At 54.7% G+C, this 12988-nt stretch carries 15 protein-coding genes and 1 pseudogene; 11 read left to right on the top strand and 5 right to left on the bottom strand.

What is annotated here, in order from left to right; translation table 11 throughout:
- Positions 1-21: 21 nt before the first annotated feature.
- Complete coding sequence (locus AACR93_RS09335; RefSeq protein WP_043850587.1) at positions 22-1083, bottom strand: glycosyltransferase; 1062 nt, start codon at positions 1081-1083, stop codon at positions 22-24.
- 236 nt (positions 1084-1319) lie between these two features.
- Here AACR93_RS09335 and AACR93_RS09340 point away from each other — a divergent pair, with 236 nt between their 5' ends.
- Entirely contained in the window at positions 1320-2519 is a 1200-nt protein-coding gene (locus AACR93_RS09340) for a 3-deoxy-D-manno-octulosonic acid transferase (protein WP_082044091.1), read from the top strand.
- 45 nt (positions 2520-2564) lie between these two features.
- On the opposite strand, the gene AACR93_RS09345 is transcribed toward AACR93_RS09340, so the two are convergent.
- A complete protein-coding gene (locus tag AACR93_RS09345) occupies positions 2565-3104 on the bottom strand; it encodes a hypothetical protein (protein WP_043850588.1) in 540 nt (179 codons plus the stop codon).
- 271 nt (positions 3105-3375) lie between these two features.
- Between AACR93_RS09345 and AACR93_RS09350 the strand changes: the two genes are divergently transcribed.
- From AACR93_RS09350 to AACR93_RS09380, 7 genes are all read left to right on the top strand, one after another.
- Entirely contained in the window at positions 3376-4089 is a 714-nt protein-coding gene (locus AACR93_RS09350) for a substrate-binding periplasmic protein (RefSeq protein WP_043850589.1), read from the top strand.
- Positions 4090-4163: 74 nt separating this feature from the next.
- On the top strand, positions 4164-4985 hold the full coding sequence (locus tag AACR93_RS09355) for an AraC family transcriptional regulator (RefSeq protein WP_041209800.1): 822 nt from the start codon (positions 4164-4166) through the stop codon (positions 4983-4985).
- A gap of 40 nt (positions 4986-5025) precedes the next feature.
- Entirely contained in the window at positions 5026-5661 is a 636-nt protein-coding gene (locus AACR93_RS09360) for a LysE family translocator (RefSeq protein ID WP_041209799.1), read from the top strand.
- 250 nt (positions 5662-5911) lie between these two features.
- Positions 5912-6577 (top strand): DUF3313 domain-containing protein, encoded by a 666-nt coding sequence (locus tag AACR93_RS09365; RefSeq protein WP_042029579.1) that lies wholly within the window; start codon positions 5912-5914, stop codon positions 6575-6577.
- A gap of 241 nt (positions 6578-6818) precedes the next feature.
- The gene (locus AACR93_RS09370) at positions 6819-7331 is read left to right on the top strand and encodes a cupin domain-containing protein (RefSeq protein WP_043850590.1); all 513 of its coding nucleotides are present in this window, start codon (positions 6819-6821) and stop codon (positions 7329-7331) included.
- A 30-nt stretch (positions 7332-7361) separates the two neighbouring features.
- Positions 7362-7874, top strand: coding sequence for a cupin domain-containing protein (locus AACR93_RS09375; protein WP_043850591.1), 513 nt, complete (start codon positions 7362-7364; stop codon positions 7872-7874).
- An 80-nt stretch (positions 7875-7954) separates the two neighbouring features.
- Positions 7955-8401, top strand: a complete 447-nt coding sequence (locus tag AACR93_RS09380) for an SRPBCC family protein (protein ID WP_043850592.1) — start codon at positions 7955-7957, stop codon at positions 8399-8401.
- Positions 8402-8500: 99 nt separating this feature from the next.
- Here the strand turns inward: AACR93_RS09380 and AACR93_RS09385 are convergent, their stop codons facing one another.
- Positions 8501-9001 (bottom strand): DUF1993 domain-containing protein, encoded by a 501-nt coding sequence (locus AACR93_RS09385; protein ID WP_043850593.1) that lies wholly within the window; start codon positions 8999-9001, stop codon positions 8501-8503.
- Between the two features lie 158 nt (positions 9002-9159).
- The gene (locus tag AACR93_RS09390) at positions 9160-9405 is read right to left on the bottom strand and encodes a hypothetical protein (protein WP_156152929.1); all 246 of its coding nucleotides are present in this window, start codon (positions 9403-9405) and stop codon (positions 9160-9162) included.
- Between the two features lie 225 nt (positions 9406-9630).
- Here AACR93_RS09390 and ydfZ point away from each other — a divergent pair, with 225 nt between their 5' ends.
- Positions 9631-9828, top strand: coding sequence for a putative selenium delivery protein YdfZ (gene ydfZ / locus AACR93_RS09395; RefSeq protein ID WP_005357022.1), 198 nt, complete (start codon positions 9631-9633; stop codon positions 9826-9828).
- A 192-nt stretch (positions 9829-10020) separates the two neighbouring features.
- On the opposite strand, the gene AACR93_RS09400 is transcribed toward ydfZ, so the two are convergent.
- Positions 10021-10476, bottom strand: a complete 456-nt coding sequence (locus tag AACR93_RS09400; RefSeq protein WP_043850662.1) for a hypothetical protein — start codon at positions 10474-10476, stop codon at positions 10021-10023.
- A gap of 436 nt (positions 10477-10912) precedes the next feature.
- Here AACR93_RS09400 and AACR93_RS09405 point away from each other — a divergent pair.
- Together AACR93_RS09405 and AACR93_RS09410 are read left to right on the top strand one after the other, a co-directional pair.
- Positions 10913-11251 (top strand): annotated as a pseudogene (locus AACR93_RS09405) (DUF2846 domain-containing protein); the annotation flags it as partial.
- 464 nt (positions 11252-11715) lie between these two features.
- Positions 11716-12975 (top strand): putative phage abortive infection protein, encoded by a 1260-nt coding sequence (locus AACR93_RS09410; protein ID WP_156152931.1) that lies wholly within the window; start codon positions 11716-11718, stop codon positions 12973-12975.
- Positions 12976-12988: the final 13 nt, after the last annotated feature.

Consider the following 12988-nt stretch of genomic DNA (forward strand, 5'->3'; position numbering starts at 1 on the left):
GGGGTTTTCCCCAACTATTTCTCATAAAGATATAAATTCTTCGGTCACTCTTTCACTAGAAAAAGGTTGATAATAGTTTGAATGAATGGGGATTCTTCTTCGCTCCATGCTTGTAATTGCCATAGCCAGTTCACTGATATCTTCCATCGGGATTAGAAATTTATCGAGTGGTGTTGTCAATATTTCAGCAGGCCCAGATGGGCAATCCACACTGATAACCGGTGTGTGGCAGATAAGTGCTTCAATAAGCACTGTTGGCAACCCTTCTGCATCTGATGTCAGAATAAGCGCTTGGGAAGCTTTGATATAGGGATAGGGATTCTTCTGAAAGTCGATGATCTTCACCTTGTTGGCAAGGTTCATATCCTCGATCATTGCTTCAATTTTCGGACGTAGTACCCCTTTGCCCATCAGCACGAGTGGCGTATCAACGTTGCTTAGCTGGTATGCCTGCAAGAGACGATCGTGGCGTTTTCGCTCTTCGAAGGTGCCGACATGGATAAAATACTTGTCGAATGGCTTGCTGAAAGGCTCATTGGCCAACGCCTGAATTTTCTCGATATTAAACGGATTGTAGATAATCTGACACGATTTTGGTGTGGCTTTTACATTTTGTAAAATGTCGTCTGCGATACCACGGGATACGCAGATCAGTTTTTTTCCATTATAGAAGCGCTTGAATTTTTCATATCCCTTGGCATTGTCTTTGGAAAAACCGGTGACATTACCGTGGATCCAGTAATAAATATTCAGTGTTTCAGGCAGGTGTCTGGTAATTTTGTCACATGAACATGAGATGATGACGTCAGGTGAAATATCTTTGATTCTTTTCAGGATCAGTGACGCTTGTATTTTTTCAACCGCAATATTGGATATGGCTTTGGTCAGTTTTGTGACAATGCCAAGATCAATCGGATGGATATTATCGGGCAACGTATGATCTATTTTTTCCCGCAAGGTAAACAAGGTTACATCGGCACCGGCATCTTTTAGCAATGATGCAGTATTGAGCAGAACTTTTTCCGCACCACCACCATACAAGTCTTCAACAATGAATAAAAACTTTTTAACTGGAGGGGTCATAACTGCTCCGCAGGTCTCATAACTGACTGGTAAATCTACTAAAAATGTGAATCGTAAACGAGCAAAATCAGGTGGCAACTGTTAAAGTCGTTAGCAATTTTTTCAATAGGTGTGGATCAATGATTGGTCTTAGTGGGCGCTACCATAACGCATTATTCGCGGCCTGTATATTTGTCGGGCTGCTGCTCTCCTGGTTGTTTTCCGATCACCAACTCCTCACCGGCGATCAGACCCAGATGCTTTACAAGGGCTACCTTGGTGCCTATGAGGGGGTCTGGCTCAGCTATGGCAATGCCGCGAGTGCGGTGGGCAATGTGCCGGGCAGCTTGTCGGCCTGGCTGATCGGTGGGCCGCTGCTGCTATGGGACTCTCCCTATGCACCCATGGTGCTGCTGCTGGCGATGCGGCTGGTCGGGTTCCTGTTGTTTGATGCGGTGATCCGCCAGGTGTTTGATGACCGGGTGCGTCTGCTGTTTCTGGTGCTCTGCTGGCTCAACCCCTGGTTCCAGTACGAGAGCCTGCTCTACAACCCCTCCTATCTGTTCCTATTCTCAGCCATGCACTGCTGGTCGGCCTGGCATATGCGCGAGCGGGCCTCCTTCTGGCACATGATCGTGCACCTGCTGGCTATCGGCATGGCGATGCAGTTGCACTACTCCTGGCCGCTGCTGGCGGTGATGTCCACCTACCTCTTCTGGCGCCGCATTCTCAAGGTGAGCTGGAGCGGGGTGGTGGTGGCCGCCCTGTTGATCGGTGCCTCCCTGATCCCCTATGCCATGGAAGTGATGAGCAACAGCCATATCACCCAGAACGTCGATCCCGAGGCGCGCCAGCGCTATATCGGTTGGGGTCTGGTGCATGTCTATCCGGTGCTGAAATCAGTGCTCTACTGGCTGCGCTACGGCTCCTGGCTGTTTGCCAGCAAGCTGGTCAACGACACCCAGTTCATCTGGCTGGCAGGCCACGAATACCTGCAGATGGCAGCGATCTGGGTGTGGCGCATCGTGATTTACGGGGTTGGTTCCGCAACTGTGTTGCTGGCGGCCAAGGCCAACTGGCAGCTGTGGCGCGAACTCAAGCCGCGTCTGCTGCGCAGCGACCGTGCGCCAGTAGATGGCGAGAGCTGGCTCGGCCTCTATGCGCTGGCGGCGGTGCTGGCGGTACTGGTGAGTGCGGCCCTGTCGCCCATCATTTTCAACTACTGGCACCTGATGCTGATCTTCCCCTACGCATTGTTCCCGATCCTGCTGCTGCTGGTGCGCTGGAGCCGTCGTTACCCGCAGTGGGTTGGCAAGGGGTTACTGGCGGCCACCCTGTTCTGTACCGCAGTCAACCTGATTGCGGCGAGCGACAGCACCAAGTTCTCCTATCAGGCTGACTACAAGCTGCAGGTGCAGGAGTATCTGCAGGAGATGAAGCTGCAACCCGGGCAGTAACTCTCGTCAACAGCCTGCCCCCGAGCTTGGGGCAGGCTGTCGTTATTACTCGAAACGGTCCATATGGGCGAAGTTTTTGGCTTCGGCAACCCAGCCCTCACGTCCTTGCTGGTCACGAATTTTTACCCACCACTGGCTTTTCGGTGTGGCGCCATATTTGATCTGGGTGCGCCCGTAGTCATAGTCCAGCGTATAGGTCTTGCCCTTGTACCAGAACCGCATCGCCCCTTCCCCGATACTGGCCAGCGTATACAGCTGTTCGCCCGCTTTCAGGTTGAGTAGCGGGCCCTCACCCTTGTCGTTATAGCCGAGCTTGACCGGTTTCAGAATCTTGACTGTCCCGGCCTTTTCGACGATGACCACGCCGGTCAGTCCCTCGACCTTTTTACCACGCGGTACCTTGAACAGAGCTTTGGCGGTCCAAGAGGGCTTGGCTCTGGCAATCACTTCCTGCTTGGTTGTCCACTGTTGATAGGTACATCCTTCAAACGGGCAACTGCCCCAGTCGTAGTAAGGCACGGACAGTTGTTCACTGGCGCTTGCAGTTGCAGCAAAAAAGGATAAAGCAATCAGTAATAGTCTCATAAAAGTACCACTTAAGAGATGGGCGTGAATTTTGAAGGCAATATACGCAATGATAAAAAACCTATCAAAACAAAGGGTTTATTGATTTTTATCGCAATAGAACCGGCTGGTGATATCCGGCGGCAAGTTGGGGGCAAGGGGGGAGATAGCCCGCCCTACTGCCTTGTGCCATGCTGATGGCTATCAGGGTATCGGGTCGGCACTTATGGGCATTTCTCTTTCAGGTATGCGTTTGCTGTCAGTGCTCTCGGCACTTGTTCTTCCCTCTATCATGTTCAACCCATCTGTCGCGGCCAGTGCGCCCCTGCGGGGATGTGTTTTCCAGCTGGCTCCACTGGTTTCCATCGATCCGCAGGGCAAGGTCTCCGGGCCGGTGATCGACTATTTCAGACTTCATGTAGAGCCCGTGCTGGGGCGGCCGATCGCATGGCAGGGTCTCAATGTCGCGCGCTTGCTCAGTAATCTAGAAAGTGGTGAATGCGAACTGACTCCGTTGTTGAGCTATACCCCCGAGCGGGCAAAGCACATCCACTATGTCGAGCCTTATCTGTTGTTGCTGCGGCCAGTGCTGGTGGTGCTGGCGCCATCACGGTTGCGGTCGGTCGAGCGGCAGGAGGATCTCTACGGCGCCGCGATTGGCTGGTCGAGTCAGGCGATCGTGCCGCCACTGCTGCAGCATCCTCAGATCCGGATTGATGCTCTCTCCCAGCGTAACTGGGAGCATGGCAACATGCAGAAGCTGGTGCGTGGGCGGATCGATGCCGCGCTCTTTTCCAACGATATCTCGGCCAACTACTTCCGGGCCCAGCAGTCGGTGGCGACCCGCCTCATCTATCTGCCGGTTACCCCGCTGGAAGTGCACATGGCGCTGGCCAAAACGTTGGCGGCGCGGCAGCCCGCGTTGGCGCAGGCGTTGCAACATGTGTTCGAGCAGCACCCCCTCGTCTCGCTGGTGGATCCGCCGGCTCGTTTGGGTGGTCGTTGAGCCTGCTGCAACCGCGCGGCCGGAATGCAATAATCTACAAGCTCTCCTGCTTGCTTGCGGTGTATCTATAGCCCATGAGTACCACTGATTCCCTTATCCGCTACTGGCAATCCCCGCACCTGCCGGGGGTCGAGCTGTCACACTCCCATCACCGGGCGTTCAGCTATGGCCGCCATGTCCATCTCGACTACCATATCGGGCTGGTGCAGCGGGGTGGCCAGAAGTTTATCCACAAGGGAAACAGCCACACCTTGGTGCGCGGTGAGCTGTCGACCGTCAACCCGGACGAGGTGCATGACGGTCTCAGCCTGCTACCGGAAGGGTACGAAGTGCGGGTCTTCGCCATCGATCCGCAGCAGCTCTCCCTCTGGCTGCCCGATCAGCCGGAGCCCTTCTTCGACAAGGGGCTGCAGAGCCGGCCCGACCTCTATCAGGGCTTTGCCCAGCTGCACAGCTATCTCGACAATCCGCAGGCTGATGGCCTGCTGATCGAGGGGCAGCTGCTCGCTTTGCTCGGGGAGTTGCTGCAACTGGCGCCCGAAGTGCACCAGCTGGCCGATCCCCAACTGCGCTATCTGCGCGATTATCTGCTGGCCCGGCTCGACGAGCCTCACTCGCTGGAGGAGCTGGCGGGGCTGGTCGGTCTCGATCGCTTCGCCTTTTTGCGCCAGTTCAAGAAGCGCAGCGGCATGACACCCTACGCCTGGCTCAAGCGGCTGCGGCTGGAGCAGGGCAAGCGGCTGCTGGCGAGCGGCATGGCGGTGAGCGAGGTGGCGCTGGCGGTCGGTTTCTTCGACCAGAGCCACTTCCACCACGGTTTTCGCCAGGCTTTTGGTCTGACGCCCGCCGAATTTCGTGCCCAGATGCAATCTTTTACAAGCCGGACGCCCCGCTGATCCGCCATGCTGGCGGCATATCACTTTTTTGAGAGTTGCTATGCTGACCAGTCTTTTCCTTACCCTTGGCCTTATGCACCTTATCGGGCTGGCCAGCCCCGGCCCCGATTTTGCCCTGATCCTGCGCACCAGCCTGCACCGGCCGACCGCCCTTGGCGCGGCGCTGGGCATCTCGCTCGCTATTATGGTACACGCCACCCTCAGCCTGACCGGCATCAGCATGTTGATCGCCAACAACCCCATGCTGTTTATGGTGATCAAGTGCGGTGGCGCCCTCTATCTGGGCTGGCTGGGCTGGGGTGCTCTGATGGCGGCTCGCCAGCAGAGCAGCACCGTGATGCAGAGCGCCGCCAGCGAGCTATCCGGTTGGGGCAAGGGCGTGCGCGCCGGTATCGCCACCAACCTGCTCAACCCCAAGGCGCTGGTGTTCTTTATCGGCATGCTGGCGGCCATGGTGTCGCCAGAGGTGGATGGCGTGACCCGCAGCCTGCTGGTGGTCGAGCTCTTTATCATCTCGGTCTGCTGGTTCGGCATGCTGGCCTGGAGCCTCTCCACCTCCCGCGCCCAGCAGCTGCTGCAACGGGTTCAGCGGCCACTCAATCTGGTCACCGGTGTGTTGTTTGCAACGGTGAGCCTCTCCATTCTGGCCAGCATGGGCGTCGAGCTTATCGCCTGACAGACAGAAGGCGGGGGATTCGTCCCCCGTCTCCCTGCACCGATTGGGTTTGTCGCCTACCCGCTGGCGGGCATTTTCCCCCGTTCCTTATGACAACTTGGATGGCGCCTGAACATTCGGCAGATGGCGCTTGTGAGAGAGGGGGGAAATAGGGTATTTCTCTGGGTGAATCGGAGGCAACCAGCACGGGATCGCCCGCCGTGTGGAGCAAAATCCACAGTAAAAACAATCGGTCAATGCAGGAGCAAATATGAAAAAGGTCGTGATGGTTGCCATGGCGGCGGCCCTTCTGGGCGGCTGCGCCGTAAAAAATCAGGTCTCCTACAGCTTGCAGTCGCTGCAAACTGTCCCCTTCAGCGCCTTCCAGCCGAACGAGAGCAACCCCAACCAGCGAGTCTACAAGGAGCCGGGCGTTGATCTGCGCCAGTACAATGAGGTGCTGCTCGATCCGCTCCAGTTTATCCGGCAGGAGAATGGCCAGTGGTATCTGTTGACCGCCAACGAACAGAACCAGATTGGCCGCTACTACCACGACAAGTTCCAGAGCGAACTGATCAAGCACGGCGTCAAGATTGCCACCGCCCCCGGCCCGAAAGTGATGCGGATCCAGGCTGCCGTCACCAACTTCGACCTGACTCGCCCCGACCCGAAACTGCGTGACCTGATGCCGGCCAAGATCGCCATCAACGTCACCCGCGAAGTGATCGGCAAGGAGCCCTACCTGCTCAAGGTGGGCAGCATGGCCCAGCTGCTCGACTCCCAGAGCGGCAAGCTGCTGGTACGGGTGATGGATGCCCGCGAGACCCCGGATACCACTCACAAGGATTCGCCCATCACCGCCGAGGAGATGGAGAAGATGATCGACCAGTGGGCGGCCAACCGCGCCAAACAGCTGGCCGACAATCTCGGCAAGTAAGCTCGGCAAGTAAGCACCGACATCATCGAGAGGGGAGCCAGCGGCTCCCTCTTTTTTTGGCCCGCTGGCGGGCCGCCGCCATGGCTCGCAGCCCTTGCCAGCAGGGCGATCAGTCCGTTGCCGAGTCCGCCACCACACCATCCGCTGTGCAACGGGCCGACCGATTTCTGCTTTTCTCCCCCACATTTTGGCAGTTAGGATGACCCTTCCGTGACCACCCCCTCATAGAAAAGGAATCGCTATGACCCGTCACCCCAACATCAAACACTGGCGCGAGCTGCAAGAGCCGGAGCCGGGATGCTATCCCGGTAGTCAGGAACAGATGTCCCTCGGCAGCGCACTGGGCAGGCACTTTGGCTTTAGCCGCATCGGTATTCACCACGAGCTGGTGGCGCCCGGCCACCGCACCAGCTGGCCCCATGCCGAAAAGACCGAGGACGAGTTCGTCCACGTGCTGGAAGGCACCCCCGATGTCTGGCTCGACGGTGTGCTCTATCGGCTGCAACCGGGCGACTCGGTCGGTTTCAAGGCCGGTGACGGGCTGGCCCACACCTTTATCAACAATACCGATAAGCCGGTGCGATTGCTCTGCGTAGGTAATCGGGATCGCGCCGACAACCGCATCCACTATGCCCTGCACCCCGAGTACAACCGCCAGATTGGTGCACGCCATTGGGATGACGTGCCCGAGCGGGAGCTGGGTGCTCACGATGGGCTGCCTGACCGGCTGCGCGAGCGCAACGGCCCTTTCTAACTGCCCCTCATAGCATCATAAGGAACCACTATGAACCGCCACCCCTGCATCAAACACTGGAGCGAGCTGCAAGAGCAGGAGCCGCGCTACTACTCCGGCAGTCAGGAGCCCCTGTCGCGCGGTTGCGCCCTCGGCAAGCACTTCGGCTTTAGCCGCATCGGCATTCACCACGAGATCGTCGAGCCCGGCCACCGTACCAGCTGGCCCCATGCCGAAAAGACCGAGGACGAGTTCGTCCACGTGCTGGAAGGCACCCCCGATGTCTGGCTCGATGGCGTGCTCTATCGGCTGCAACCGGGCGATTCGGTCGGCTTCAAGGCCGGTGATGGGCTGGCCCACGCCTTTATCAACAACACCGACGAGATTGTCCGCCTGCTCTGCATCGGCGATACCGATCGGGAGGACAACCGCATCCACTACGCTGTCCACCCCGAGCGCAATATCACCCTCGGCAAGCTGCACTGGGATGACGTGCCCGCGCGCGAGCTGGGCGATCACGACGGTCTGCCCGACAAGCTGCGCGAGAGCAACGGCCCCTTCTAGCGCAGAGTGATGGCCGCCCGATGGGGCGTTTCCCGCTCTGGCGACTATCCTTTGGGACTCAATCCAGCAAGGAGGTGAACATGACAACAGGAACAGTGCGACTTCATCGCGTCATCAAGGCGCCGCCGATGCGGGTCTATCGGGCCTTTACCGAGGCGCAGGCGCTGGCCAAATGGCTGCCGCCCCACGGTTTTACCTGTCAGGTGGAGCATCTGGATGCCCGGGTTGGCGGCTCATTCCGGATGTCCTTCACCAACTTTGCCAGCGGCCATAGCCAGACCTTCGGCGGTGAATACCTCGAACTGGTGCCGGGCGAGCGGATTCGCTACACCGATCGCTTCGATGAGCCCGGCCTCGCCGGGGTGATCCATGTCTCCATCATCCTGACCGCGGTGAGTTGCGGTACCGAGCTGGCGGTGGTGCAGGAGGGGATCCCCGCCGCCATCCCGCTGGAGATGTGCTATCTCGGCTGGCAGGAGTCGCTGACCCAGCTGGTGGCGCTGGTGGAGCCGGATATTCCCGCTTAATGGCTGGTGGCGGGCCGGGCATTCACCCCGCGCGCCAGCCGCTTGCAACAAAAAGAGCCTGCCAGATGGCAGGCTCTCGTCATTCTGGTCGGGGCGACCTTATTGCATATTGAGCCCGCCCAGATAGTCGCGCTTGCCGAGATCGACCCCGGCGCGGCGCAGCAGGGCGTAGGCCATGGTGAGGTGGAAGTAGAAGTTGGGAATGCCGTACTCATGGACGCAGGTATGGCCATCCATCCCCTTGCCACCCGCCCAGTGGGGCACGTAACGACCGCTGGCATACTGGCTGTAGTCCGCGTCCAGCTTGCCCTGCAGATAGGTGATGGTCTTGCCGATATGGGCGCGCAGATCGGCGATGGTTTTGGGCTCATCGCCCATGGCCGGCAGCTCGCTGTGGCTGGCGGTGGCCACCACGGTACGGGCCGAATCGCAGCAGATCAGCACCTGCTTGCTGAAGGGCAGCATATCGACAATCAGCCGATCGCCGAAGAAGTTGTCCACGTTGAACTGCTTCGCCGCGGCGTGGGCCTCGGCTTTGGCCAGACAGTGATCCAGATTGGTCAGCATCTTGATGAACTGGGCGGTGATATCGCGATTCATGAGCACTCTCCATCTTGTTGAAACAGCGGCCCGCATGCGCGGCCACGGTGAATGAGACTGGCTAATCGGCCATCAATATACCCCAACCGCTGCCGGGTTCGAGCCCGGCGCGCACAAAAGCGCGGGGCAGGGGTCTGTGATACGACAGGAGGTGGCGATCAGCGGGCGGCGCGCTGCCAGAGCAGGGTCAGGCCGATGCCAAGCACCACAATGACGCCGAACACGAACTCCAGCCCGTCGGGTGAATCCCGGGTGCGGGCAACCAGCGCGCAGGCGCCAAGGGTGCAGAGAAGCCCCACATAGACCCGCCAGAAGCGCGGGAAGTCGGTAATGAAATCGACAAGGTCGAGCAGGTCGTCGAGCAGTTGCAGCGGTGACATCATCCCCTCCGGTGGCGCCGTCACACCCAGTTCCCCTCAGCTTGGCACGACGGGGTGGCGGGCGATATCTGCGCGAGTGGTAGCCAGCCGGGCCAACGCAGGGGATGGCCGCAGCAACGCTGACTTTTTCGCCCCATGAGTCCCTCTCTGCCCCTTTTTTGATCTGTGACATAAATCACCTTTTTTCAGAGGCGTAGGCTGATCCCGCTGCCCGGAGCACCCACCCGGGTACAAGAAAAGGAGAGTGTAATGAAGATCTATGACCGGAACCGAAATGTGCTGAACCAGGGTCAGCGCGTCATGATTGCCGCCACCGGCGCCGTCGACTTCCTGAAAGAGGCTCATACCGACAACATGACTCCCTATCAGGCGGAGCACGAGAAGTGCGTGCTGCTGGCAAACTCCGGGGAGCGCTACGCCCCCATCGAGTTGATTAGACTAGGCTGATCCCTTTCCCTGTCACCCTACTCTTTACAATTCACCCGGCCGCCGCGCCTGACGGCCGGGTTTCTGAGTTCCCTTCCTCTATTGCCCACCCTGATATTGCATCGCCTCAAGCCGGTTTGAGCCATCGAACTGATTCGATCAGCGAAGCGTCATCGAAAGATCCCGTTGCTTACGGCCTGCCAGCAAGGTGGCTCATTTCTGACTGGCTGGAGCCGCCGCAAATAGCCGCCTGCCTGCATGGCGGATCAGCAGCAGAGGCGACATCAGCGTGAGCAGCAGCCAGTGGGTGTGGGGCAGGATAAAGCTCCAGATGATCTCGTGTGGCAGCCAGGTCGAAGCGGTTGCCGTCATAAAAGCGAGGTCATAGGTTTGCCACAACCAGAGTCCGGCAAAGAGCGGCAACAATAGCGGGCGGGGTATCAGCAAAAACAGGGGTAAGTAAACACACGCGAGTAAGGCGCTGAACTCCAGCATGGTTGGGGCCAGTTCAGCAAAGGTCCTTTCTGAAGAGAGGCCACTCCATTCGAGGGAAGTATCCTCGGTCAGTGCAGGCCACCACGATACGTATTGAAACAGGGTAAACGAGATCATAAACAGCAGGCTGGTCAGCAGCGCCAGCGCCGTTTTTCGCAAAAACCAGTGCCCCATCCGGCGTAGTGTCGGTATCCACTTAGACATTAATGACTCCCATCTATGACGGGGCAGTATGCCTTGGCTGGCGGTGTGGTTAAAGCAACGCGCAGTTGCAATTCAGATCGGCCAACCCCTTGTTGGCGCCTGTAACGACAGCCTGATACCCGAGTGACAGCCAAAACGGTTTGTATAAATTTAATTTATAGGTTTTGCGAAAATGCCATCGTTTTGTCTTATGCCGACAGGCGGCAGGCCACCCGCTCCCGTTTGGCTGCCAGCGGGGCTCTGGAGAGCAATGGCCGATTTGGCGAGAGGGATGATAGCGACAGGGGAGGCTGCCAAATGCTGAAAAATTGAGCCGAATCACACCCTGTTCGATTTGAGCGATTGTCAGTCAGTGCAGGCTCATGCGAACCTTTAATCCCCGTTAACCCACTAAAAAATAACGACTATGTTCAGGCAAATAGTGATGAGTGCCGCCCTGCTGTCGGCGGCGCTGCTTTCCGGTTGTGCTTCCGTACCCATGGCCGATGCCACCGCCAAGCAGTTTGTGGCGCCCAAGGATGCGGCCAACCTCTATATCTATCGCAACGAGACCTTCGGTGCGGCGGTGAAAATGCCGCTGATGGTGGATGGTTCTGCCGTAGGGGATACCGTGGCCCACTGCTATATCCTCAAGCAGGTGACGCCGGGCAGCCACACCATCACCTCCAAGTCGGAGAATGATGCCACTCTGAACTTCAGCACCGAGGCGGGTAAAAACTACTATGTCTGGCAGGAGGTCAAGCTGGTTAAGTGATCTGGTTAAGATCTAGGTACTATGCGTGATTGGGAATATTGAAAAGAAAGCTTGGATTTTGTGAGACATCATTTTATGTCCAATCAATAAAAGCTTTAATCAAGAGTTTTTCTAACACACTGTCATGAATGGTTGTAACGATAAAAATTCTAATTAGTTTGTTTTGCCGCACAAAATTTCACATTGCTCTCTTCCCCCTTTCTAAGTAAGAAGTTAAGATACATGTCTTTGACTCTGAAGGAAATGGAGTCATTGAAATGTTGTTAATTAGGTGGGTAGATAACAGGCTAAATTAGCAAACTGGAGGCTGTAATTCAGGGGCGGTAGCGTGTTGTTTCATGAATTAAAATCATAATGCTCAAGAGTATATAGAAGCAAGAGTACCACCGTAGCTATATTTTTAAGGCTTCTTGTATAGTATTGGTTATTCATTCTTATCGAAATTTAAATATAAAATGAACAAGATAATTAATGAGACAAGTGCAATAAAAATAATTGCGATAGGTTATTTTTTGGTTTTTGTGTTTATACTTTCGTTTGTCTTTATTGCTTATATTTACTCTCCTGAGACGGCTGTTGAGTATTCAACAGTGTGTCAGTTTGGAGATATAATTGGTGGAGTTGTAGGGTCACTTTGGGCATTAGCTGGGGTGATATTATTTTATAATGGTTTAATAGAACAAAGGAAGGATATAAAAACAAATTCCGAGTCTCTGATACAGCAAGTAGACGCATTGACGCTCCAGAGGGAGGAAATGTCGTATATAAGAGAAGAGTACAGAATGGCTCGGGAAGTGTTTGTTCAACAAAGTGATTCATTAAGGGAGCAGGCAAAGACATCAAGAATACAGCAGTTTGAGGCTAACTTTTATTCATTGCTCCGTATATATATAGATATACGTAATGGAATAATATCAGGAAATAGTAACTTTCTCGAAAGAGTTAATTTAGAATTATCAAACATAAAGTTAGACACTTCATTATCATATCAAGATAAGCTATCAATAATAAACCTGAAATATCAGAGTATTTATCTATCAAATAGTGATAAAATTTCTCACTACCTTAAAGTGATTTACAGAATATATAAGACAATAGATGAACAAGATGACCTAAACTTACAAGGTAAATATTTTTACGCAAAAGTGGTTAGGGCTCAGTTGATAGAGGATGAGTTATTCCTAATTAATTACAATGCCCACTCTGAGTATGGGTATAATTTTAGATCGTTAATAAAGAAATATAATGTGTTAAAGCATCTTAGATTATCATCTAAGGTTGAAGTGAAAGCATTACAAAAACACACAAGCAATTATGATGTTGCTCTTGGCAAGATGATATTCTTCCTTGATGATTTTATAAGTGACACCCTTCCTAAGTTATATTCCATTGATGATAATTACATGCCATTCTCAAAGGAAATTGAATGGTGCGTCGGCATTAATATGATTTTTATTCTGGAAACAACACCAGAAGATGATATCTCGTTCACTATCTATTTAAAGTCTAGCAGTATTAGACCTGGCTTAATAAAATTAAAATCTCAGACCATTAGTTATTTTCTGCACTATTTGTATGATCGGCTCTACGGTAGCCAATTTGTAAAAGTAGAAAATATAGATATGATCCATGTGTTGCATGATAGTCATAATGGAAAAGTTAAATTTGTAATTGATGGTTCTAAAGCGCTATCTATTATTAGTGACCAATGCTAGAGGGCTTGCGGAA

Origin of the sequence: Aeromonas sp. L_1B5_3 (assembly GCF_963866575.1) — a bacterium.
GTDB classification, from domain to species: domain Bacteria; phylum Pseudomonadota; class Gammaproteobacteria; order Enterobacterales; family Aeromonadaceae; genus Aeromonas; species Aeromonas jandaei.

Coding starts and splice junctions, on each gene's coding strand:
- AACR93_RS09335 (WP_043850587.1), bottom strand. CDS start 1,083: ATGACCCCTCCAGTTAAAAAGTTTTTATTCATTGTTGAAGACTTGTAT.
- AACR93_RS09340 (WP_082044091.1), top strand. CDS start 1,320: ATGCTTTACAAGGGCTACCTTGGTGCCTATGAGGGGGTCTGGCTCAGC.
- AACR93_RS09345 (WP_043850588.1), bottom strand. CDS start 3,104: ATGAGACTATTACTGATTGCTTTATCCTTTTTTGCTGCAACTGCAAGC.
- AACR93_RS09350 (WP_043850589.1), top strand. CDS start 3,376: ATGTTCAACCCATCTGTCGCGGCCAGTGCGCCCCTGCGGGGATGTGTT.
- AACR93_RS09355 (WP_041209800.1), top strand. CDS start 4,164: ATGAGTACCACTGATTCCCTTATCCGCTACTGGCAATCCCCGCACCTG.
- AACR93_RS09360 (WP_041209799.1), top strand. CDS start 5,026: ATGCTGACCAGTCTTTTCCTTACCCTTGGCCTTATGCACCTTATCGGG.
- AACR93_RS09365 (WP_042029579.1), top strand. CDS start 5,912: ATGAAAAAGGTCGTGATGGTTGCCATGGCGGCGGCCCTTCTGGGCGGC.
- AACR93_RS09370 (WP_043850590.1), top strand. CDS start 6,819: ATGACCCGTCACCCCAACATCAAACACTGGCGCGAGCTGCAAGAGCCG.
- AACR93_RS09375 (WP_043850591.1), top strand. CDS start 7,362: ATGAACCGCCACCCCTGCATCAAACACTGGAGCGAGCTGCAAGAGCAG.
- AACR93_RS09380 (WP_043850592.1), top strand. CDS start 7,955: ATGACAACAGGAACAGTGCGACTTCATCGCGTCATCAAGGCGCCGCCG.
- AACR93_RS09385 (WP_043850593.1), bottom strand. CDS start 9,001: ATGAATCGCGATATCACCGCCCAGTTCATCAAGATGCTGACCAATCTG.
- ydfZ (WP_005357022.1), top strand. CDS start 9,631: ATGAAGATCTATGACCGGAACCGAAATGTGCTGAACCAGGGTCAGCGC.
- AACR93_RS09400 (WP_043850662.1), bottom strand. CDS start 10,476: ATGGGGCACTGGTTTTTGCGAAAAACGGCGCTGGCGCTGCTGACCAGC.
- AACR93_RS09410 (WP_156152931.1), top strand. CDS start 11,716: ATGAACAAGATAATTAATGAGACAAGTGCAATAAAAATAATTGCGATA.